We start from the raw sequence: 22,366 nt of genomic DNA, 5'->3' as shown, positions 1-22,366 counted from the left end.
GCATTTCAACAGCTTAATCTACGCTCACCGACCCTATCACGACACGCCGTGAATAATCCGGGCTAGAAGTTTCCATGAAAATCGGCGCGGTGATGGCGGAATGCAGTTCTTGTCATTACACCCTTCGGGACGCTGAAGCGCGCAAGGAAATGGAAAATAAGTAGCTCGGGATAAAGTTTCCCTGCGCCAGCTTCCGTGGCCTCCGTGGCCTAGCTGCGCATCTTTAAGGAGTCAGCCCAGCACATTTGTCTGGGCGGGTGCCGCCGTCGCATGGCGGCACGACTTCCTCCTTTAGTTACTGGAGACTACAAGTCGGCGGTGTTGCGCCGCCGGACTGCACCAGTCTTTCCAGCTAAACGGGCACAGGCTGCCCGCGCTCGATTCATCCCAAGCCCGCATATCGCATATCAGAGTCGGCAACGTGTGTGTCGTCGCTGCGGGCGCGGTCGGTTTTTCTGATATTGATCAAGCCGAGTATCGGCGTGTTATGCATGCATGCCACGCGACCTTCATCGTCCCTGACACGCTCCATTTTCACATTTCCCACGCCGCCCTCGATGATCGAGGGATCTTCTTGGTGCTCAAGGGAAATATGCGTGGTGCCGGCCGGCAGATAGTTGGAAACCTGGCTGTCTAGAAGCGCACCCTGACCATCGTACTTGCCGCTGAATTTAGCTTCACTCCTTTCAAGGAAAATTCAGTTCACAACAAATCTCCGGGCCAAACGCCTTCGGTGTCGCAGTGGCGCGCGCTTCCAACATAGCGGCAAATTGCCTACAGTCTGAGCGCGCATCTCATGATTCGATGCGCCTTGAACAGGAATGGATCAGCCATATGCGCGGACGCGATGTTGTATTGGAAAGCTTGGTGGCGCACGGCGTCGAATTTCTATTCGGCAATCCCGGAACCACGGAAAGCCCGCTGACTGATAATCTAGGCGCCTATCCGTCGCTCTCCTATGTTCTTTCGTTGCACGAGGGCGTGGCGGTCGGGGCGGCCAGCTATTATGCCCAGGCGAGTGGCCGCACTGGCATCGTCAATCTCCATGTGGCGCCCGGCCTCGGCAACGCAATCGGAATGATGTACGGCGCGCTGAAGGCGAACTCTCCGATGATCGTGACCGCCGGCCAGCAGGATACGCGTTTGCGTTTGCGCGCGCCGCTCCTTGGCCATGACCTGGTGGCGATGGCGGCGCCGGTGGTCAAGTGGAGCGTCCAGCCGGAGCACGCCGATGAATGTGCCGACATCATGCGCCGCGCCTTCAAAATTGCGCATGACCCGCCGGCAGGGCCGGTGTTCGTTGCCCTGCCGATCAACGTCATGGAGCAGGAGACGGCCAATCTGGCAATCCCCGGCGGAAGACTTTACCGCGCGCCGGGCGCAGACCCGGATGGGGTTCGCGATCTCGCCCAACATCTTCTCGACGCCAAGGCACCGGCTATTGTAATTGGCGATGACGTGGCGCGCGCTGGCGCTGGCCCTGCGGTGGCGGCACTTGCCGAAGCAACAGGAGCGGCAATCTGGCTCGAAGTTATTCATCAGCACAGAGCGCTTCCGAGTGACCATCCTAATTTGCGTGGCGTCTTGCCGGTGGACGCGGCGGATATCGCGGCAACGTTTGGCGAGGCGGATCTTGTGCTGTTGATCGGCGGCCCGTTTTTCGAAGAAATCTGGTTCGCAGAGGGCAGGCCATTTCCGCCCGGCGCCAAAGTGCTGCAAATCGAGGAATCGTACGAACGGCTTGCCCGCAACTATGCGCTCACAGCTGGCCTGGTTGGCGGCATTGCGCCTGCACTCGCATTGCTCAACGAATCAGTTCGAGAAATGGGATCGGCCTCTATCCGCGACAACGCCCAAAAGCGCTGCCAGAAGTTATTGTCGCTCCGGGAGGAAGAGACGCGCGCCCAGCGGGCCCGCCTCAAAAATATGCAAAGTCGAAGGCCGATGCCGGTCGCGCTCGCCATGGCGACATTGGCCGAGGCGATTCCGCCCGATGTCGTGATCGTGGAAGAGGCCATCACCGGAAGTCCAGATCTCACACGGGCGTTTCATTTTAACGGCCCCGGTGATTATTTTTGCGGTCGTGGCGGTGGCATCGGCCAGGGCCTGGCTGGCGCGCTCGGCGTTCAGTTGGCAAACCCTGATCGTCCCGTGGTTTGCATTTCCGGCGATGGGTCGGCGATGTACAGCATCACCGCGCTGTGGACGGCAGCGCATCACCTTCTGCCGATCGTGTTTATCATCCTTTCCAATCGCGAATACCGCATCCTTAAGCACAATGTCGATATCTATCGCCAACGGTTCGGTATCGAATCGAACCGTGCTTATGCGCAACTGGAATTGCGCGAGCCAGAGTTAGGTTTTGTTGAAATGGCCGCCGGCATGGGTATCGCTGGCTGCCGCGTCACCGAGCCCGAAGAGCTTGCCGCCGCAGTCGGGGAGGCCCTCGCTTCGGGCGTCCCACGACTGATCGACGTTGCAATCGAACCAAAACTTTAGCCGCGGGTCAGAACCTCCAGCGCGATCGGCGCTCGGGATTAAGGACTATGCTCTATGCAGCCGGCTTCCAGCGCTTGTCGCGAACCAGCTCGTCGGTGAGCTTGTCGAGTGCGCGCGCAAATCGCGTGATCACTTCGTCGACCTCTTCCGTGGTGATCGTCAGAGGCGGCGCGAAAGACGAGGAGTTGTGCCCAAAGTAGCCGCGCGAGATAAGTTTTTCCTCGATGCAGAGGTCGAACAGGCGATGCGAACAGTCCCATTCGATGTTGAGCTCTTGCTTGGTCTCTTTGTTTGCCACCAATTCTACAGCGAGCATTAATCCGTCGCCGCGCACTTCACCCATCAGCGGGTGATCGCCAAGCCGCTCGATCAATTGCGCCTTGAAATAATCGCCGACCCGGGCGGCGTTGCCGACCAAATCCTCGCCCTCCATGAGGTCGAGATTGGCGTTGGCCGCCGCGCAGGCAATCGGATGGCCGCTCGCCGTATGGCCGTGCGCGAACAGCGTCTTCGCCGGGTCTTCGGCAAAAACCTTCCACATCTCCTTCGAAATCACTGAAGCGGAGAGCGGCACATAGGCGCTGGTAATACCTTTGGAAAGGGTCATCAGGTCTGGCGTGAGGTTATATTTCTCACTGGCGAACCAGGTGCCCAAACGGCCGAACCCGGTGATCACTTCATCGGCGATAAACAGCACATCGTGTTTCTTGAGCACCTTTTGAATTTCTTCAAAATAGCCTTCAGCCGGAGTCACACAGGCTGATGCACCCATCACCGGTTCGGCGATAAACGCGCAGACCGTCTCCGGGCCCTCCGCCACAATAAGCGCTTCGAGGTTGGCGGCGAGGCGCTTGGAAAACTCACGTTCGGATTCGCCGGGCCGGCCCTCCCAGAAATAATGACCTTTGTCGGTGTGCAGGAAGCCAGGCAAGGGCAGACCAAAGGGCTCATGCATAAGCGGCAATCCGGACATACTGGCGGCGACCGCCGTGACGCCGTGGTAGCCCATGTGGCGTCCGATGATTTTGCGCTTGTTGGGCTTGCCCCTTACATGCTGGTACATCCACGCCAGTTTGACATTAGCTTCGTTGGCTTCGGAGCCCGAGCTGGCAAATAATACCTTGCTCATCGTGTCAGGCAGAATGTTGAGCAGGCGCTCGCCGAGCCTGATTTGCTGCTCATGCGCATTGCCGCCGAAAGTGTGGAAATACGCGAATTGGTGGGCCTGCTCGCTGATCGCGTCGGCGATCTCGTTGCGCCCGTACCCCGCGTTTACACAAAACAGCGCGGCCATCGCGTCTATATATGTATCGCCCTTGTTGTCGGTCACGTAGATACCGTCGCCGGATGCAATGATGTGCGGGCCTATTTCCGCGTGATCGGGCAAAGACGTGAAGGCATGTATCGTGGCGTCGACATCCATTTGCTCGAGATCGATGTTGGTTGCTGCGTTCGTCGTCATCGCGCATTCCTTTCAATCGAGATAGTTGTTGAGATAACTCCTGACACTCGCCGAAAACACTATCATGAACTGTGTCGTTGCAGGATTCTGATCACAGGCCGCCTGGCTCTACGCCGCAACGACAATTTTCCCCATTTGCGCATTGGTCTCCATGTAGCGGTGCGCTTCGACGATCTGATCCAAGGGAAAAATTTTGTCGACAATCACTTTGAGGGCGCCCGAGGCCACATTATCCAATACGAACGCAATCCCGCGCTCGCGTTCTTCGCGCAGGCGCATGGTGTCGAACACGCTGTGAAACTTGAGGTCGATGCGCTTCAACAGCATAGGTAGAATGGGCACATTGATGGGCTCAGTTCGAAGATTGCCATAATTGACGATGGTTGCGCCGGGTTGCGCCGCCGCGACAAGCTCCGCCATGAATTCACCACCGACCGGATCGTAAGCCACGCTGAAGCCTCGCCCACCGGTAATATCCATTACCCGCTCGGTTAGGTTTTCGTCATCTGTGACGACGACATGGTCAGCGCCGGCATCGCGCAGAAATTGTTTTTTGCCAGCCGTTCGGGTGACGGCGATAACCGTCGCCCCGGTGAGCTTGGCGATTTGCAGGCCGCCCAACGCAGCGCTGCTGCTCGCTGCGGTAATCAAGGCGATGTCTCCGCTGGCGAGTTTGGCATAATTTATCACACCGCCCCAAGCCGTCAGATATTGGCACCAGATCGCCGCCGCCTCGATCATTGAAATATTATCTGGGTTATGCGCGACGCTGTAGGCCGGCACCACCGCGCTGTCACCATAGACGCCATACCGCGTTACCGATTCCGCCGTCCAGTTGCCCCATTTGTCGGCGGACAGGAAGGGGATGGCGGCAACTTTGTCACCAATTTTAAAGCCACTCACGCCGGCGCCGATGGCATCAATTGTTCCCGCGCCCTCGATGCCGATACGTGAGGGAAAAACCGGGTCGGCGGCGTATTTACCGTCGCGGAACATGATCTCGGCCCGGTTAAGACCCATCGCCGCGATCTTCAGGCGGACGTCGCCTGCTTCGGGGTCCTTCAAAGGCTCGTCATATATCTTGAGAACTTCGGGTCCACCGGTTTGATTGAAGCGAACGATACGCGCCATCTAATTTCTCCCTGATCAGCCGAGTTCTTCAAGCGGTGTGAAATCTTCCTCCATCCTAAAGGCTCTGGGCCCAAAAATATTGAGCGCCTCTGGCGTGCGCATCACCGGCGCGGCGGCGATTCCGACCACCTTGACGCGATTGCCATATTTCAAATTTTCCGTGGTGATGGGCTCGGCCGTCTCGCGGTCCAGACAGCAGATCAGATCCGGCACCGTGGCGATCACCCGACCGTCATGTTTGGCGATCAGAAATTCATTGCGGAACGTCACCTCGCATTGACCATGGCTATTTTCGATGCCGTCGAGCACGACCCGGCCGACGGTGAAGCCGTGTTTGGTTTCGCGCAGCACATCGACGACTTTGCCGTCGAACAGCATCGCCGCATGACGCGGATAGCGGGCGTTGAGGAAATAATTGAGCAGCGCGGTCACGGGGTCTTGATGCTGTTCGCGTGCTTCGCGCACAGCGCGGCCAATATCAAGCGACAGAGTTAGTGTGTGGTGGACCGCCGTGTCTCTGATTTGTTGGGCGGTCATTGGATAGCCCGCCGCTTGGCTGATGCCGCCCATGCGCACGCAGACGCCGCGCGCCAGCCATTCGGCGCGCGCGGCATCGGTGGTCTCATAGGTCACTGAATTGCCAAAATCATCAGTCGTGACAAGCGGGCAAATATCGACGCCATAAACATTGTAGGTGACCATTTGTAATTCGGGGAAGGCACGGCCCATGCCGTCGGCGTCGATCACCGGCAGCCCCATCAGCGCGCCAACGATAAGCGGCAGTGTGGCGTTAACCCCTCCGGCCTCGATCGGCATGATGGCATTAAATTTTCTCCCCAGCATTTGCTCGACCTTGCGCACGGAAGTCACGGTTGCCGGGCCGTTCGGGATCTTTTCGACGAACACGGTCGGCGCGCCCATCGAAAAAACATTGATAGCGAAAATATCGTCGGAAATGTCGTCGGGGTCGATAATTTGAATGTCCGCCCCCTTGCGCAGTTCCTGCTCAAGCATGAGACGGCCAACATAAGGATCGCCGCCGCCGCCGGTTCCCAGAATCGCAGCGCCGCGGATAAAATCGTGCAAATTGTCGCGCGTGAGTTTCACTGCCCGCCACCGTCACTGCTTATGGCAAGATCGCCAACCGCCTTTACGCGCAGGCGCACCGCGCCGGCCGGCATATAGGTCAATGGCAATTCCTCAATTTCCAAGATTTGCACGCTGTCGGCCCTGGCTCCCGCCGCGATGGCGCGCGCCTTTGCCTCGTCTTTCGCTTGCGCGATGGAGGCGTCGCGGCCTTCGCTTTCATAGGAGAAAATGCGGTCTATCTCGCCGCCGACTTGCGCCATACCAGCCCCGATGGCGTTGGCCACAGCAGATTGATTCGGAATTTTTACTTCGCTGGCGCCGCGTAAATCGCGCGTGATCAACACGCTGCCGCCACCGACCAGCACCACGGGCGCGTCTTCCACACTGGTTTTTACCCGGTCTATGGCATTCTCCACCAGGCGGTGGATTTCCGCCAATCCCTGTTCTATCTGCTGGCTCGACAAATGTTGGACGCGGGATTTGTCGCCGATATCCACAGCGCCGGCTGCCACAGCGATGTCGGTGGTGGTCAGCGTGTCACCACCGAATACCAGCGCCTTCTCGGTCAGTTCAAATCCAACCGAATCCGGCCCGACCGTGAGTCCGTCCGCGTCACGCACCAGGCTGCCACCGCCAAGGCCAATAGAGAGGATATCCGGCATGCGGAAATTGGTGCGCACACCGCCGATATCCACCGAGACCGCGGATTCACGCGGGAAGCCGTGCACGAGCACGCCGACATCGGTGGTCGTCCCGCCAATATCGACAACAACGGCATTTTCCTGGCCGGAAAGCCGTGCCGCGCCGCGCATGCTGTTGGTCGGACCGGAGGCAAAGGTCAACACCGGATAGCGCTCGACATATTCGGCGCTCATCAACGTGCCATCATTCTGGCTGACGAAGAACGGCGCCTGAATCTTTAAATCTCGCAGCGCCTCGCGGAATGACCCGACCACCCGCTTAGACAATTCGACAAGGGAGGCATTCATGATGGTCGCGTTTTCGCGCTCGATCAGCCCAACCCGGCCGATATCGCTCGAGAGGGTTAATTCCACATCCGCAATTTCGTTCCGCACAATCTCCGCTATGCGTTTTTCCATATTGGAATTGATCGGAGAGAATACGCAGGATATGGCGACAGAGCGGAGGCCCTTGGCTTTGATATCGCGCGCCGCTTCAGCGACCTCCCGCTCGCCGAGCGGCGAAATCTCACGTCCATCGAATTCATATCCTCCGGGCAACAGATAGCAATGGTCGCCCACGGCGCTGGCCAGCCGTTGGGGAAAATCGAGCAGCGGCTGAACGCTCGCCGTCGCCGGCAAGGCGGCGCGAATGATGCCGACTTCGACCAAGCGCTTGCCTTCGACGAAGGCGTTGGTGAATTGGGTGGTGCCGATCATCACGCTCTCAACATGCGCGGCAACAGCATTGGATTGTGCGAGAACCGAGCGTATGGCGTTGACGATGCCGCCGCCGACATCGGCTGTCGTCGGTGCTTTGAACGAAGCGACGACTTCTTCGCCGTCCATTAAAACAGCATCGGTGTTTGTCCCGCCGACATCGACGCCAACGCGCATGCTACAGCCTCTCGCCGCTTGCCCAGGGTATTGGGCAGGGTCGGATTGCTATTCCAGGCTTATCGGCCATGCGGTAAATGTTCCCTCGTTCGCCAAGGCAGAATGGTACTTCCTCGCAACAAGACCTCAAGTCTAGCTTTTCGCAAATGACCGAAAATTGGCCTTGCCGACCTTGGTAAAATATGGCGGTGCGATACAGCCGCGCCCCGCTGAAGGCCGGCTGATCGCGGTCAAAGGCGGGATTCGTAAGCCAATTCCTGGGCGTTTCGGAAGTTTCTAAGGATGGCTAATTCGTATAGGGTTAATTCTGGCACTGGCCCTTTTTATAGTTCGAAAGCCGGAGCCCAGCTGTTTCCAGCGAGAATATTCGACCTTGGCGCGGGCGTTGCGGCGCTGCACCGGAACAACGGATAGCAAAAATGGCCGATGACCATCGTTCGCGCGGCACGAAAAAGCCCGCCCCTGCAAAGAAAGCGCCCCCGCGCGCCAAGAAGGTCACGGAAAAGAAAACGGCCACGGACAAGAAGAAGGCGATAGGCCCAAAACCCAAAACAGACGCCTCCGGCAAAATGCCACGCGGCCTAGATGGATCACCATCGGCAATCATTGGGTTGGACGCAAATCAATCGCTGACGACGAAGCACACAGCAGATTTCCCGATTGTCGGAATTGGCGCCTCGGCCGGTGGGCTGGAAGCGCTGGAGCGGTTCTTCAAGGCCATGCCCGTGGACGCCGGGATCGGTTTTGTAGTGGTGCTGCATCTCGACCCAACGCATATCAGTGTCCTGCCCGAATTATTGCAGAAACGCACGAAGATGCCGGTCTGCCATATCGTCGATGGAATGCGGGTCGAGCGCGATCATGTTTATGTGATCCCGCCGAACATGGACCTGACCATGATGAACGGCACACTGCAATTGACCGAGCAAACTCTGCCGCGCGGCGCCAATCTGCCGATCGACACCTTCCTCCGCTCCTTGGCCCTAGACCAGAGAAGTGCGGCGGTCTGTATCATCCTTTCCGGTACGGGCACCGACGGCACGCTGGGCTTGAAAGCAGTCAAGGGCGAAGTCGGCATGGTCATGGTCCAGGACGAGGATTCGGCCAAATATGAAGGGATGCCGCGAAGCGCGATGGCCACGGGGCTGGTCGATTACGTGTTGCCGCCGGATAAAATGCCGATGCAGTTGATCAAATACGTCAGGCACGCGACCGGGCACGCCGGCCCCGCAATCGGGCCCGACGAGGGGCCAATTCCCCAAGCGCTGAATAAAATCTTCGTTATTCTTCGCGCCCGGACCAGGCATGATTTTTCGCTGTACAAAAAGAATACCATTTGTCGGCGGATCGAGCGGCGCATGAGCGTCCACCAAATCAACGACATTTCGGAATATCTTAGCTACCTGCAGCAAAGTGAACACGAGGCAAACATCCTGTTCAAGGAACTGCTGATCGGGGTCACCAATTTTTTCCGGGACCCGGAAGCGTTCGAGCTTTTGCAGTCGAAGGTCTTGCCGAAGCTCCTCGCGGGGAAACCGGATGACTATACGATCCGCGTCTGGGTTCCCGGCTGCTCCAGCGGCGAGGAGTGCTATTCGCTGGCTATTGCCCTGCACGAATGCATGGAGCAGCTCGGCCGCCACTTCCATGTGCAGATCTTCGGGACCGACATCGACGCGAGCGCCATCAATTTGGCCCGCGCCGGACTCTACCCTGAGAGCATCTTGGCAGACGTCGGGCCGGAGCGCATCAGGCGCTATTTCACCAAAGAAGATGGCGGCCACTACAGGGTGTCGGCGCAAATTCGTGAAATGCTGGTTTTTGCGCCGCAGAACGTGGCCCAGGACCCGCCCTTTACCAAGCTTGACCTGTTGTCCTGTCGCAATTTGCTGATCTATCTGGGAACGGAGTTGCAAAGGAAACTGCTGCCGATGTTCCACTATTGCTTGAAGGCCGACGGGATCCTCTTCCTCGGCTCGTCGGAGACGATAGGCCCGTACTCGGGCATGTTTTCCGTATCCCATAAAAAATGGAAGGTGTTTCGTCGCAAGCCAATCTCTCAGACAGCTCACTCCGCAATGGACTTTCCCATCCAGCCGTTTTCTAAACCGGATCTCGACCTCGATGTTCCTGAGGTCGTCCAGAGGGCAGAAGAGCTAAGCGCGCTGCAATTGGTCGAAACGATCCTTCAGCAGATAGACACCCCGCCAAGCGCGATCATCAACGAAGCCGGCGACATCGTCTACATTCATGGACGGACCGGCAGGTTCCTGGAGCCGGCAGAGGGAAAGATCAGTGCGAAAATCGTCGAGATGGCGCGTCCGGGGCTGAAAAAGGAATTGGCCGATGCCATCCGCGACGTCTCGACCACCAGGCAGGAGACGATCTACAAAGGCCTCGAGGTGCAAAACAACGAGGGCAAGGTGTTCCTGACTCTGACGGTCAAGCCCATTCTGGAACAGAGTAATGTACGCAGCCTGATAATGATCGTGTTTGAGGAGACTTCGGCGCCAGCGAAAAAGGAAAAAAGCAAGGTCAAGCCGGTCAGGCCGATAGATGTCACGAAGACCATTGAGGAACTTCATCGCGAGCTCCAAGACTCGAGAGAGAGCCTGCAATCGACCATCGAGGAACTGGAAACATCGAACGAGGAGCTCAAATCGACCAACGAAGAGCTGCAATCGACCAACGAGGAATCGGTTACCGTCAACACGGAACTTCAGTCCCGAATTGAAGATTTGTCCAAAGCCACGGACGACATGAAGAACTTGCTGGACTCGACGGGGATCGCCACCATTTTCCTCGACTCTGAACTGCGGGTGCGGCGCTTCACTCCCAAGGCAACAGAAATCATTCCGCTGACGGCTACTGATTCCGGCCGCCCGATCAACCATTTGGCGACCACATTAATAGACGTCGACCTCGCAGAACAAAGCCTTCGCGTTCTCGACGATCTAATCGTGCGGCAGTCCGACGTCATGAGCAGGGACGGCACAAGTTTTACGATGCGCGTTCGGCCCTACCGTACCGTGGCGAACGTGATCGATGGCGTCGTGATCACTTTGGAAGACGTCAGCAAAAGCAAGCAGGCCGGGCAGCTATTTCAACATTTGGTCGAGTTTGCTCCAGTTGCCATGGTAATCGTGGATGAGCAGGGCGAGATCGTGTTGGCAAACGCCGTGACCGAGACCTTGTTTGGATATTCCCGAGAAGAGTTGCTCGGCCGCCCGGTCGAGATGCTGATTCCCGCCCCTCTACGTAGACGCCACGTCAGCGACCGAAAAGCCTATATGGATGAGCCGCAAATGCGGGCGATGGGCGCTGCTCTAGATCTACACGGCTTGCGCAAAGATGGCAGCGAAGTTCGCGTTGAAGTCAGTCTCAGACCCATAACGATAGATCGGAAAGTGCTGGTCGCAAGCGCCATTGTGGACATCACCGAGCGCAGACAGGAGGAGGAGATGCTGACGATGCTCTTCGAGCTGTCCAGCGACCCGTTGGTGCTGATTGATATGGAAACAGCCGGTATTTTCGAGTTCAATCAGTCAGCACATGAGCAGCTTGGCTATACGCGCGAAGAGTTTTCGAGACTGGCGATACGCGATATCGAGGCAGTGGATTCCGCAGGCGATTTTGTCAGGCATATCGACAGGTTTGACGCGAATGGAAGCGATGTTTTCGAGACCAAGCATAGGACAAAAAGTGATGAGATCCGTGACTTTCGGGTGAATGGAAGAGTCGTTTCCATGGGCCTGAAGAAGTTCCTGGTGAGCACTTGGTGCGACATCACACCGAGCGATGGGAACTAGCGGGCAAAGCGGCCCGATAGCCACGGATAATGGATTGGGGGGCGGAGTAAGATGACAAAGGGCGACGGATGGTCAGATCGCCTCGCCGAACTGCGCAAGCGGGCCGAGGCGGGGGACAGCCGGGAGGCCACAGACTTCTCGCCGCAGATGTCCCCGGATGAGGCCGGCAAGCTGGTCCATGAGCTGCGGACCCATCAGATTGAACTGGAAATGCAAAACGAGGAGCTTCGCCGGGCCCAGGAAGAGCTTGTCGAGTCGCATGCAAAATATTTCAATCTCTACGACATCGCGCCCGTCGGTTACGTGACCATCAGCCTCAAGGGGCTGATCCTCGAATCGAACCTCGCCCTGGCTGACATGTTGGGCGTTGAGCGACGATTTCTGAGCGCGCAACTGCTCTCCGCCTTCATCGTCCCGGACAACCAAGACATTTACTACAAGCACCGGCGAGGAATCACCGCCTCGAACCTGAGCGGGGTCTGTGAGATCCAAATGCTCCGCCGCGACGCGAAGCCGTTTTGGGCCGAGATGAAATCGATCCTGGTCGCGGCCGATGACGAAGCTGAGGCTCAGTTGCTCACGGTCGTCACCGACATCAGCGAGGGCAAACGTTTAGAACTGGCGTTGCGCGGGAGTGAACAGCATTATCGGGCGATTGCGGGCGTTGCGCCGGTGGGCATTTTCCATTCCGACGCCGCTGGTGGTGTCACCTTCGTCAATGAAAAATGGTGCCAATTGGGTGGCATATCTTCTGAAGCCGCGATGGGGAATGGTTGGAAGGAAGCCATCCATCCCGATGATCTCGATGAAGTTAGCGCCCAATGGTATCGATCAGTCCGAACCAAAAAGCGCTTTGAAAGTGAACACCGATATGTGGACGCCGAAGGCGCGACGACTTGGTGCTTCGTGCAGTCCCTGCCGGTATTAAGCGAAGCCGGCGAAATAGTTGGGCATGTCGGTGCGTTGACGGATATTACCGAGCGCAAGCAAGCCGAAGAGCAGCTCCGCCAAGCTCAGAAAATGGAGGCCGTGGGCCAGCTTACCGGCGGCCTAGCCCATGATTTCAATAATCTGCTCGCCATCATCATGGGCAACTCGGAGTTGCTCCTCGAAAGGCCGGAGACTGAGGGCAGGCTGCTCCAACCAATCATTCGGGCGGCTGAGCGTGGAGCCAAATTGACCCACCAATTGCTCGCCTTCTCGCGCAAGCAGACGCTTGAGCCCCGGGCGATAGATCTCGGCCCGTTGATCGACGAGATGGGCCAGATGCTGCGCCGGACCCTGGGTGAGCAAATCGAGATGACGATCACGCCCGAGCCCGGCCTTTGGCAGGTCCTGGCCGACCCGAGCCAAGTCGAGAACGCCCTCTTGAATCTAGCGCTGAACGCGCGCCGCGCGATGACTGAGGGCGGCAGTTTGCGTATCGAGAGCAGCAACGTGACCTTGGACGAGGAATACGCGGCCTCGCGTTTGGAAGTCATACCGGGGGATTTTGTTCAGATCACGGTCAGCGACACCGGGTCGGGCATGTCTGCGGAGGTTCTGGCGCGGGCTCTGGAGCCGTTCTTCACCACTAAGAAGGTTGGCGAGGGTAGCGGGCTCGGCTTGCCCATGGTCTACGGCTTCGCCAAACAATCGAGAGGTGATTTGGCAATCATGAGTGAGGAGGGCCAGGGAACAACGGTCAGTCTTTACCTGCCACGCACCGCTAAAGTGACGGATCGAGCGCAGCTTGACGGAAAAACCGAAACGCCACTTGGCCACGGCGAAACCGTTCTGGTCGTCGAAGATGAAGCGGATGTCCGCGTGCTCGTCGAAGCGGTGCTTGTCTCCCTCGGATACCGGGCGCTGATGGCAAAGGATGGCCGAGAGGGGTTAGCGGCCCTGGACAACGAGCCGACGATCGACCTGTTGTTATCCGACGTCGTGCTCCCCGGCGGGATGAGCGGACCCGATCTGGCAGTCGAGGCGAAGAGCCGTTCCGCTGGACTCAAAGTCCTCTTCATGTCGGGCTATGCGGAGAGCATGTTCGAGCACGCCAGCTCACTTGTCGGGGGCCTCGGTCTCCTACACAAGCCCTTCCGAAGGCTTGAATTGGCGCAAAAGGTGCGCGCCGCATTGGAGTCAGCTCCGAACTAAATCGCATCACATTTTAGGCCGAACAACCGCCCCGGTCATCGCCTCACTCCGGCGATGACGCGAGCGCACAATAAAATCCCGCCTAAATGACAAGCGAGCATGTTGCGCCAGTATGAGAAAGCAAGCTCTCCAAGCGCGATGATTTAAAGACATCGGCAACGCTAACAAATTTGTCCACGCGGCCTAATTTATAGACAGCATCTTCAAATGCTTTGGCGAGCCAATGGGTCGCGCGATCTACGCATAGAGTTTGCGCCCGCTTTCAAACCCCGATAGCCTGATCTCACAAATGGGGAAGGATCGTCATGCTGCGAGTTGGCATTGATACCGGAGGCACCAATACTGATCTCGTCGCGATCGACGAGCAGGGCGGCATCGTCATCTCCAAGCGGCCGAGTACCGTGGCGGCGCCCGAAATTGGTGTGCTCGATGCCTTCGACGGCTCCGGAATCGCGCCTGAAGATGTGCGTCATTTCGTCCTCGGAACGACTATCGCGACCAATGCACGCCTCCAGAGCACCGGTGCACGTGTTCTATATCTCGCGACTGAGGGGTTTCAGGACATCCCGCTGATCGGCAGCATCTCGCGCCCCTATGCCTATGACCTGAGTTGGCGAAAGCCCGATCCGGGCGTCGCGCGGCGCGATTGCATCGGTGTGTCGGAGCGCATTGATTACAAAGGCCGCGTCGTGACGGCGCTGACCCAAGCAGAGATCGCGCGGGTGCTCGACCAAGTAGAAGGCGCGCTCGACACGGATTGCTCGATAGCGGTCAATTTCCTGTTCAGCTATCGCAACACCGAACATGAGCGCGCGCTTGGCGCGGCCCTGCGCGCACGGTTTCCCAAGGTTCCGGTTTCGCTCTCTCATGAGGTTGCGCCGATCTGGCGCGAGTATCACCGCGCGACGACGACCATCCTCGCCGCCTCTGTAAGGCCGATGCTGCAGGGTTTCATCACCGATCTCGAACGCGAGCTCAGTGCGCGCGCGCTCGGGGCGCGGCTCGCGATTATGAAGTCGAATGGCGGGCAGATGCTGTCCGACCATGCGCCTGATCGTTCGGCAGAGATATTTCTGTCCGGCCTCGCGGGCGGTGTGATCGGCGGCCACTATTTTGCCGCGCTCGAAGGGTCCACGAACGCTGTCACGTTCGATATGGGCGGTACCAGTTGCGACGTCGGGGTGATCGAAGACGGCGACTATCGGTCGGTGCCGCAGATCACGCTTGATTGGGGCATCCACGTTGTCGCACCGCACATTGATTTTACAACAATCGGCGCGGGCGGCGGCTCGATTGCTCATGTCGGTCAGGATGGCCTGCTGAAGGTTGGACCGCAGAGCGCAGGCGCCGAGCCTGGCCCAGCATGCTATGGCAAGGGCGGCACAGAACCGACCGTGACCGACGCCAACGTGGTGCTCGGCCGCATCGATCCGGATTTCTTCCTCGGCGGTCGCGTGAAGCTTGATCGCAGCGCAGCGCGCACTGCTGTTGAGACGCTCGCTCGGGTGCTCGATCTTTCGCTCGAGGAAGCAGCGATCGCGATCATTGAAACTGTGAACGACAATATGGCGATCGCCGTCCGGCGGGTCACGATTGAGCGCGGATTAGACTACCGCGAATTCGACCTGATCGCCTTCGGCGGCGCCGGGCCATTGCACGGCACGGAGCTCGCCCGGTCGGTCGGTATGCGCCGCACCTTGGTGCCTCTTTATCCGGGGCTGTGCTCCGCTTTTGGCACCGTCGTCGCCGACGTTCGCGTTGAGAAGAGCGTCACTGTCAGTTTCCGCTCCGATAACATGGCGCTTTCCGACGTTGCCGATGCCTTCGCGGCGCTGGAGGCGCAGGCACTGCATGAGCTGCGCGAGGAAGGTTTCGATGGTGAAGCCGTGCTGTCCTTAAGCGCGTCGGCGCGATATCGGCTGCAAAGCCACGAGATCGATTTATCCGTGCTGCCGAGCGCACTTGCGGGTGACGTGAAGACGCTGATCGAGACGTTCCACGCTGAGCATGAGCGGCGCTTCGACTTCAAAACCCCCGGCAGCCCGGTCGAGATCGTCCGGCTTTCTGTGCTCGCCCTCGGTATTTCGGAGCCGCCGATACTGCCGGATTTGGCGCCCGGCGTGGCGCCTGAGGTTAGCGAAACACGCTCTGTTTGGTTCCGCGAGACAGGCTATGTGGAGACGCCGGTGGTGCAGCGCGACGTGCTCGGCGCGGGTGCGGTCATCGAAGGCCCGGCGGTTATTCTCGAAGAGGATTCGACGGTAATAGTGGCGCCCGGGGACCGTTTGATCGTCACCCAAAAAGGCGTTCTTGAGATATCGGCTACCGAGGAGAGCGGGCACGCGCCGGGGCGATACTACAAAGGCGGCGAACCCGATCTGATCACACTCAACGTCATCCGCAATCGGCTTGATGCGATCTGCGACGAGATGGATATGGAGGCGCTGCGCACGGCGCATTCGCCGCTGTTCAGCGAGTCCAAAGATTTCTCGTGCATGCTGTTTGACCGCGATCTCCAACTGATCTCGCAGGCACAGAACAATCCAGCGATCATTTGCGCCGGCCTCAGCACCGTGCCCTTCGTGGTCGAGGAACTCGGCGAAGCCTATTTCGAGCCTGGCGATGTGGTGGTGCACAACGATCCTTACCGTGGCGCCTGCCATATGCCAGAGCATATGCTTCTCGAAGGTATCTTCGTTGATAACGAGCTGGTCGGTTATGCCGCGATCATCGCCCATATCGCGGAGATCGGCGGCATGGTGCCGGGCTCCTTCGCGGTTACCGCCAGCGAGGTCTATCAGGAGGGTCTCAGGCTGCCGCCGATCAAGCTGATGAAGCGCGGCGAACATGTTGAAGAGCTGTGGAAGGTCATCCTCGCCAACCACCGGACGCCCGAGGCTACGTTTGGCGATTTTCACGCCATGCTCGCCAGCCTCAAAGTCGCCGCCCGCCGTATGCCCGAACTGATACGAACCTATGGCCTCGATACATTGCGCGCCTCCACCAAGGCGTTGAACGCAGCTTCCGAGCGCTGGATGCGCGAGCAAATCAAGGCCATTCCCGACGGAATCTATTCCTTCGATGACCGCTATGAGGACGATCCGCGACGTAACGTTCCGCACGTCTTTCGCGTCGACGTCAACGTTGAGGGCGATGAAATCGTCGTGGACTACAGCCGGTCGGATGATCAGGTCGATGCGGCGATCAACCTGACCTATGTGGCAACCGCCGCCGCGACCTATACCGGCATCCTGCAAAGTATCAACGTGCGCGATGTGCCGCTCAATCAGGGGGTGTTTCGCCCGATCAGCATGATTGCCCCGCCGGGCAGTATTCTTAACGTCAAGCATCCTGGAAGCTCTGTCGGCGGCAACTCAGATGGACAGCCGCGCGTTATCAATGCGATTTGGGGCGCGATGTCGCAGGCGTTGCCGGATCGCGCCTGCGCTGCCGATGGCGGCACGAATTGCCTTTTTCCGATGGGCGGCGTGCACCCGGAGACGGGCGAGTATTTTGCCCATCTTCATCTCGAAGGCGGTGGATGGGGTGCGCGCAAAGATCACGATGGCAACACCAACCTATTTTGCGCGCACGGCAGCACCATCGAGATTACGCCCATCGAGATTTTGGAGAGCCGATATCCGCTGCTTCATGTCGCCTGCGCATTGCGCGAGGATTCGGGCGGGCCGGGACGCAATCGCGGCGGCCTTTCCGTAATGCGGCGGTTCAAGGTTCAAGCACCCGAGCTGACCGTAAGCGCGCTCGCCGACCGTCACTTCGTTGGACCCTGGGGCCTCTTCGGCGGCCAGGAAGGTGGCCGCCAATCCTTTTTGATTAAACAGGCAGGCGATACCGAATTCCGCACGTTTTCTGAAGTATTCGGAGTTTCGAGCCCGACGAAGTTTGACAACATAACGGTGCGACAAGGCGACGAGCTGCTTTTTGAGGCGCCGGGCGGTGGCGGATATGGCGACCCTCTCGACCGTGCGCCCGCACGCGTTCTTGCCGACGTGCAAAACCGCAACGTCTCGCTGCAAACCGCTGAGGCGGCCTATGGTGTCATACTCCTCAGCCGGAACGGCACGTACGGTATAGATGAGCCTGCGACCGAAACGTTGCGAAGCCGGCGCCGCGAAACGGCGAAGGGCGAACCCACCTCGATCGGGCCGCCAGAATAACCGGTGGAATAGGGAAATTGCGATGGGCCACTGGGAAGAAATAGAGAAGCCTTGGTACGAGGTGAAGATCGTCAATTGTTCCCTCTGTGGGCGCATGATCGCTCGACATCTTTGGGTGGCCGACAAAGGCGAACGTCACGTCTTTTGTAGTGAGAAGTGTGAAGTTCGGTCGGAACGAATGGGCGCTGACCGAACGACCGGTTGATCACTCGCGCTTTGTCCGACAAAGCGTTGCAGTGATATTTTTACGGGAAATCAGGTTGATCTGCTGAAGCAGGCTTGGCGCCGCCCTGAAGGAGAAATCCGATCTGATAACGCAAGGCTTCGCCCAAGCTCATCCGTCGGCCAATGCATTATGACTGCTTAGCCGTCACGTTTGGCCGGTATTTCCAATGAACAGATCGGCGTCTGCCCGGAGGCGCTTGGTGGCGAGGCTGACAAAGGCGCGCGTTTTTGCGGGAGCGCGCCGGCCTTCGGGATGCACCAGGTGGATCGGCACGCGATGTTCGTCCGCCTTATGGAGTATCTCGACCAGTGTGCCTTCGATCAACGCCCTGGCCACCTGGTAGGAATACACGCGCGTTATTCCCCAACCCGCCAAAGCGGCGTCGATAGATGCTGGCATCGTGTTGACAGTAAGCGTCGGGTTGATTTTGACGGTCTGAATTTTGCCACCGCTGACGAACGGCCATTCAGGTGATCGGTTCAAAGGCAGCGGATGGATAATTTTGTGCTCGGTGAGCGCGTCCAGCGTTTCCGGGGCGCCATGTTTGGCAAGGTAACTTGGCGCCGCGACCATCATCCGCCGAACCTCTCCAACGCGCACCGCTGAAAGTGAAGAATCGGGTAATTCACCAATTCGCACGGCAACATCAAGTCCCTCTTCGACAAGATGTACGATCCGGTCAACGAAAAGCGTAAACGCTGAAACCGCGGGATAATCATCAAGATAGTCGCGCAGGATCGGCGCGACATAGAGGTGGCCGAACATCATCGGCCCGGTAACCCGTAAGACTCCGCGCGGTGACTGGTGCGCGCCCGCCGCCGAGGCTTCGGCTTCTTCGACTTCCTCCAATATACGTGTGGCATCCGACAGGAATAGCTGCCCGGCTTCAGTCAACGCAACCTTACGCGTCGTGCGCGTGAAAAGCCGGGCGCCAATTCTCGCCTCAAGGCTATTGACCAGACGTGTAACCGCCGCGGGGGACATGTTCAGCTTGCGCGCGGCCGCGTTAAACGCCCCGCTTTCAGCGGCTGCGACGAAGGTGGAGATCTCTCGGAATCGATCCATATTGTTTCGCTATCTGCAATAATCTCTTGTCAATTTCGCATATTCTGCATTTTAGCGAAAGTGTCACACTCCCATCACGTTTCCGGCGCTGATATCGGATCGCTGAAAAGGGAGAACAGAATGACCCATACGTTTGCAAAGACCGTCTTCGCATCCGTCGTTTGCGGGCGCCCCTCCCCCCACCGTTACTCCGTAGCTCAGCCAAGTTAGCCAACTCACGGGAAATGTTTCCCGAGGGCGTTACCGGAGCATTCATGCTTCAACCAACCAAAAGGAAATCAGCTATGTTCGCAAAGACCCTTCTTGCCGCAGCGGCGGTCTCGATGACCCTGATTGGCACCTCCGCCCGGGCAGAATCACCGGCCGACCTCAATGATCTTGAGATCGCCCATGTGGCCTATACGGCCGATTCAATTGATATCCGCTACGCCCATCTTGCCTTGGCGATCTCGAATAACCCCGCCATCCATAAGTTCGCGGATACCATGATTCGCGATCACAGCGCGGTCAACAAACAGGCTTTGGCATTGTTGAAAACACTCGGCGTTTCGGCAAAAGACAACTTTCTGAGCCAGCAACTCAATGGCGGCGCGGAGGATCTGATTACGGAAATGAGTCAGCTGCGCGGCGCGGCCTTTGATTCCCGCTATGCGCAAAACGAACTTGGCTATCATCAGGCCGTCAACGGGCTGGTCGAGGGCACCTTCATCCCCAACATCGAAAACCCCGATGTCAAAGAAATGTTCGAGGAAGCCCTCTTGATCTTCAAGGCGCACGAACATCACGCCGAGATGATGGTCAAAGGACTGGCGAACTAATGGTTATGCCCAAAGGCGTAACACGCAGGGGCCTGATTGTGGCGGCGCTCGCCGCCACAATCGCCTTTCCTCCCTGGCTTGAAGGCGCGGCGGCGAGCGGTCAGCGAATTACCGTCGAAATTCAAAAGTTCAAATTCGCGCCCAAAATGCCTGTCGTAAAACCTGGCGACGTCATTGTTTGGATCAACAAAGACATCGTCGCCCATACGGCGACCGCAGATGACGGCAGCTGGGATTCAGACCTGATTGAACCTGGCGGTGAGTGGCAAATGGTGGTCAAGGCTGACACCTCTCGATCTTATTTTTGCCAGTTTCATCCGTCGATGAAGGCAAAACTCGAGATTGGGTCCTAAAGGATACTGTGGGTACTGCACCAAATCGCAGCCGCAAATATTGCTTCGGCGGTGATGTCTACGAGCGACAAATCTGAGCATATTTCTGGTGTCAAAGTCGCTTCCCTCTCGGTGCATTACCCACAGTTGATTTTGGCCACGCCGCCGACACAGACAAGATTCAACAATGTCTATGAACTATCCATTTTTGCCGACGGATTACGTATTTTTATGAGCCGTTGATCCCTTGGCAAAAGACCTATCGCCAACTGCTGAATTTTGAACCTGGCACGGCCATCGACAATCGCAATGGAAGCCGTTCCGAACAGGCGATCGACTGGAAGTGAACAAAAACCAGTCAGAAGTGAATGCGCTGTGGAAACTGTACTCAGACCCCCGGAAACGCGTAATCCTTGAGCTGCTCACGGAGGTTCAGCTTCGAGACCTTGCCCGTTGCCGTGTGCGGCAGCTCGTCGAGTATCACCATATCGTCCGGCAGCCACCATTTGGCGACCTTGTCTGACAGGAATTCCCGAACCTCTTCGAGCACCGGCGATTGGCCTTCAGCAGCGACCGCCACTAGCAGCGGCCGCTCATCCCATTTTGGGTGGGGCATGCCGATCACCGCGCATTCCTGGATGGCGGGATGGGCCATTGCGGCATTCTCCAGATCGATCGAACTGATCCATTCGCCGGCCGATTTGATGACGTCCTTGCTGCGGTCAACGATGTGCATGACGCCGTTTGCATCAAGGGTGCAGATGTCGCCGGTGCGGAACCAGCCATCTTCGGTGAAGGACTGCGCAGTCGCTTCTGCGTCGTTGAAATAGGCGCTCGCCGTCCACGGGCCGCGCACCAGCAATTCGCCGAATGCCTTGCCGTCCTCGGGCACGCGCTCGCCATTCTCGTCGACGATCTTCTTCTCAACGCCATAAATCGCTCGGCCCTGTTTGATTTTTTCCGCCCAGCGCTGTTCTTTCGGCAAGCTGTTCATGGCCGGCAGCAAAGTGCCGATTGTGCCGATGGGGCTGAGCTCGGTCATGCCCCAGGCATGGTGAATTTCAATGCCGTAGGTGTCCTCGTATGTCTCAATCATCGATGCCGGGAAAGCCGAGCCGCCGACAACTAGGGTCTTGAACGCTTGCGGCTTGCGCCCGCGCTTCTTCATTTCGCCGAGCAGCAGCAGCCATAGCGTCGGCACGCCCGCCGATTGGTCGACCTTCTCCTCGTCCATAAGGTCGAAGATCATATCGCCTTCATAGCGCGGCCCCGGCAGCACCAGCTTGGCGCCGGTCATGGCGCAGGCATAAGGCAGGCCCCAGGCGTTGACGTGAAACATCGGCACCAGAGCCAGATAGCTCGAATAGCTGGTCGGGCCGGCGCCGCCGCCGGCGCAAACAGCAAATGTGTGCAGCACGGTGGAGCGGTGGCTGTAGAGCACGCCCTTGGGATTGCCCGTCGTGCCGGAGGTGTAGCACAGCGACGATGCGGTGCGTTCATCGAATTCCGGCCAGGTATAATCCGCATCTTCCGCCGCCAGCAGGTCTTCGTAGCAGTGCACATTCGCAAGTTTCGTCTCGGGCATGTGCGCTTTGTCGGTCATGATCACATAGCCGGCGACCTTGGGCAGATGCGCCTCCAGCGCTTCCAACAGCGGCACGAAGGTCAAATCCATAAAGATGTATTTGTCTTCCGCATGGTTGATCACATAGACGACCTGCTCATGAAACAGTCGCGGATTGATGGTGTGGCAAATGGCTCCCATGCCGGAAACGCCAAAATAAAGCTCGAAATGGCGGTAGCCGTTCCAGGCAAGGGTAGCGATGCGGTCGCCTGCCACCACGCCGAGTCTCGTCAGCGCTTGGGCCAATTGTTTTGACCGGGTGTGCGAGTCAGCCATCGTGTAGCGGTGGATCGGTCCTTCGACCGAGCGCGAGACAATTTCCGATCCGGCATGATTGCGCGCGCCAAATTCCAACAGCGAGGAAATCAGCAACGGCCGATCCATTATCAATCCATCCATGCGCCTATCCCCCTATGG

12 protein-coding genes are annotated in these 22,366 nt (G+C 58.1%); 6 read left to right on the top strand and 6 right to left on the bottom strand.

What is annotated here, in order from left to right; translation table 11 throughout:
- Positions 1 to 834: 834 nt before the first annotated feature.
- Positions 835 to 2,499: a thiamine pyrophosphate-binding protein gene (locus O3A94_12525; GenBank protein ID MDA1357076.1), complete on the top strand. Its 1,665-nt coding sequence runs from the start codon at positions 835 to 837 to the stop codon at positions 2,497 to 2,499.
- Between the two features lie 52 nt (positions 2,500 to 2,551).
- Here O3A94_12525 and O3A94_12520 read toward each other — a convergent pair whose 3' ends face one another.
- From O3A94_12520 to O3A94_12505, 4 genes are all read right to left on the bottom strand, one after another.
- Entirely contained in the window at positions 2,552 to 3,961 is a 1,410-nt protein-coding gene (locus O3A94_12520) for an aminotransferase (protein MDA1357075.1), read from the bottom strand.
- Between the two features lie 108 nt (positions 3,962 to 4,069).
- Positions 4,070 to 5,092 (bottom strand): zinc-dependent alcohol dehydrogenase family protein, encoded by a 1,023-nt coding sequence (locus O3A94_12515; protein ID MDA1357074.1) that lies wholly within the window; start codon positions 5,090 to 5,092, stop codon positions 4,070 to 4,072.
- A 15-nt stretch (positions 5,093 to 5,107) separates the two neighbouring features.
- The gene (locus O3A94_12510; GenBank protein ID MDA1357073.1) at positions 5,108 to 6,199 is read right to left on the bottom strand and encodes a DUF917 domain-containing protein; all 1,092 of its coding nucleotides are present in this window, start codon (positions 6,197 to 6,199) and stop codon (positions 5,108 to 5,110) included.
- Positions 6,196 to 7,758: a hydantoinase/oxoprolinase family protein gene (locus O3A94_12505; protein ID MDA1357072.1), complete on the bottom strand. Its 1,563-nt coding sequence runs from the start codon at positions 7,756 to 7,758 to the stop codon at positions 6,196 to 6,198. Before O3A94_12505 ends, O3A94_12510 begins: the two co-directional genes overlap by 4 nt.
- A 419-nt stretch (positions 7,759 to 8,177) precedes the next feature.
- Between O3A94_12505 and O3A94_12500 the strand changes: the two genes are divergently transcribed.
- From O3A94_12500 to O3A94_12490, 3 genes are all read left to right on the top strand, one after another.
- Positions 8,178 to 11,567: a PAS domain S-box protein gene (locus O3A94_12500; GenBank protein MDA1357071.1), complete on the top strand. Its 3,390-nt coding sequence runs from the start codon at positions 8,178 to 8,180 to the stop codon at positions 11,565 to 11,567.
- Positions 11,568 to 11,618: 51 nt separating this feature from the next.
- Positions 11,619 to 13,706 carry a PAS domain S-box protein gene (locus tag O3A94_12495; protein ID MDA1357070.1) on the top strand — a complete coding sequence of 696 codons (2,088 nt, stop codon included), beginning with the start codon at positions 11,619 to 11,621 and terminating at the stop codon, positions 13,704 to 13,706.
- A gap of 305 nt (positions 13,707 to 14,011) precedes the next feature.
- A complete protein-coding gene (locus O3A94_12490) occupies positions 14,012 to 17,884 on the top strand; it encodes a hydantoinase B/oxoprolinase family protein (protein ID MDA1357069.1) in 3,873 nt (1,290 codons plus the stop codon).
- 370 nt (positions 17,885 to 18,254) lie between these two features.
- On the opposite strand, the gene O3A94_12485 is transcribed toward O3A94_12490, so the two are convergent.
- Positions 18,255 to 19,175 (bottom strand): LysR family transcriptional regulator, encoded by a 921-nt coding sequence (locus O3A94_12485; GenBank protein ID MDA1357068.1) that lies wholly within the window; start codon positions 19,173 to 19,175, stop codon positions 18,255 to 18,257.
- 224 nt (positions 19,176 to 19,399) lie between these two features.
- On the opposite strand from O3A94_12485, the gene O3A94_12480 reads away from it, so the two are divergent.
- The gene (locus O3A94_12480) at positions 19,400 to 19,993 is read left to right on the top strand and encodes a DUF4142 domain-containing protein (protein MDA1357067.1); all 594 of its coding nucleotides are present in this window, start codon (positions 19,400 to 19,402) and stop codon (positions 19,991 to 19,993) included.
- A 38-nt stretch (positions 19,994 to 20,031) separates the two neighbouring features.
- Positions 20,032 to 20,346: an amicyanin gene (locus O3A94_12475; GenBank protein MDA1357066.1), complete on the top strand. Its 315-nt coding sequence runs from the start codon at positions 20,032 to 20,034 to the stop codon at positions 20,344 to 20,346.
- 367 nt (positions 20,347 to 20,713) lie between these two features.
- On the opposite strand, the gene O3A94_12470 is transcribed toward O3A94_12475, so the two are convergent.
- Positions 20,714 to 22,348 carry a long-chain-fatty-acid--CoA ligase gene (locus tag O3A94_12470; protein ID MDA1357065.1) on the bottom strand — a complete coding sequence of 545 codons (1,635 nt, stop codon included), beginning with the start codon at positions 22,346 to 22,348 and terminating at the stop codon, positions 20,714 to 20,716.
- Between the last annotated feature and the right edge of the window lie 18 nt (positions 22,349 to 22,366).

The sequence above is a fragment of the Pseudomonadota bacterium genome, from assembly GCA_027624955.1.
In the GTDB taxonomy this organism is placed as follows: Bacteria; Pseudomonadota; Alphaproteobacteria; order UBA828; family UBA828; genus PTKB01.
This window is presented reverse-complemented; position numbering and strand designations above follow the sequence as displayed.

Coding starts and splice junctions, on each gene's coding strand:
- O3A94_12505 (MDA1357072.1), bottom strand. CDS start 7,758: ATGCGCGTTGGCGTCGATGTCGGCGGGACAAACACCGATGCTGTTTTA.
- O3A94_12495 (MDA1357070.1), top strand. CDS start 11,619: ATGACAAAGGGCGACGGATGGTCAGATCGCCTCGCCGAACTGCGCAAG.
- O3A94_12525 (MDA1357076.1), top strand. CDS start 835: ATGCGCGGACGCGATGTTGTATTGGAAAGCTTGGTGGCGCACGGCGTC.
- O3A94_12480 (MDA1357067.1), top strand. CDS start 19,400: ATGTTTCCCGAGGGCGTTACCGGAGCATTCATGCTTCAACCAACCAAA.
- O3A94_12500 (MDA1357071.1), top strand. CDS start 8,178: ATGGCCGATGACCATCGTTCGCGCGGCACGAAAAAGCCCGCCCCTGCA.
- O3A94_12470 (MDA1357065.1), bottom strand. CDS start 22,348: ATGGATGGATTGATAATGGATCGGCCGTTGCTGATTTCCTCGCTGTTG.
- O3A94_12520 (MDA1357075.1), bottom strand. CDS start 3,961: ATGACGACGAACGCAGCAACCAACATCGATCTCGAGCAAATGGATGTC.
- O3A94_12515 (MDA1357074.1), bottom strand. CDS start 5,092: ATGGCGCGTATCGTTCGCTTCAATCAAACCGGTGGACCCGAAGTTCTC.
- O3A94_12490 (MDA1357069.1), top strand. CDS start 14,012: ATGCTGCGAGTTGGCATTGATACCGGAGGCACCAATACTGATCTCGTC.
- O3A94_12485 (MDA1357068.1), bottom strand. CDS start 19,175: ATGGATCGATTCCGAGAGATCTCCACCTTCGTCGCAGCCGCTGAAAGC.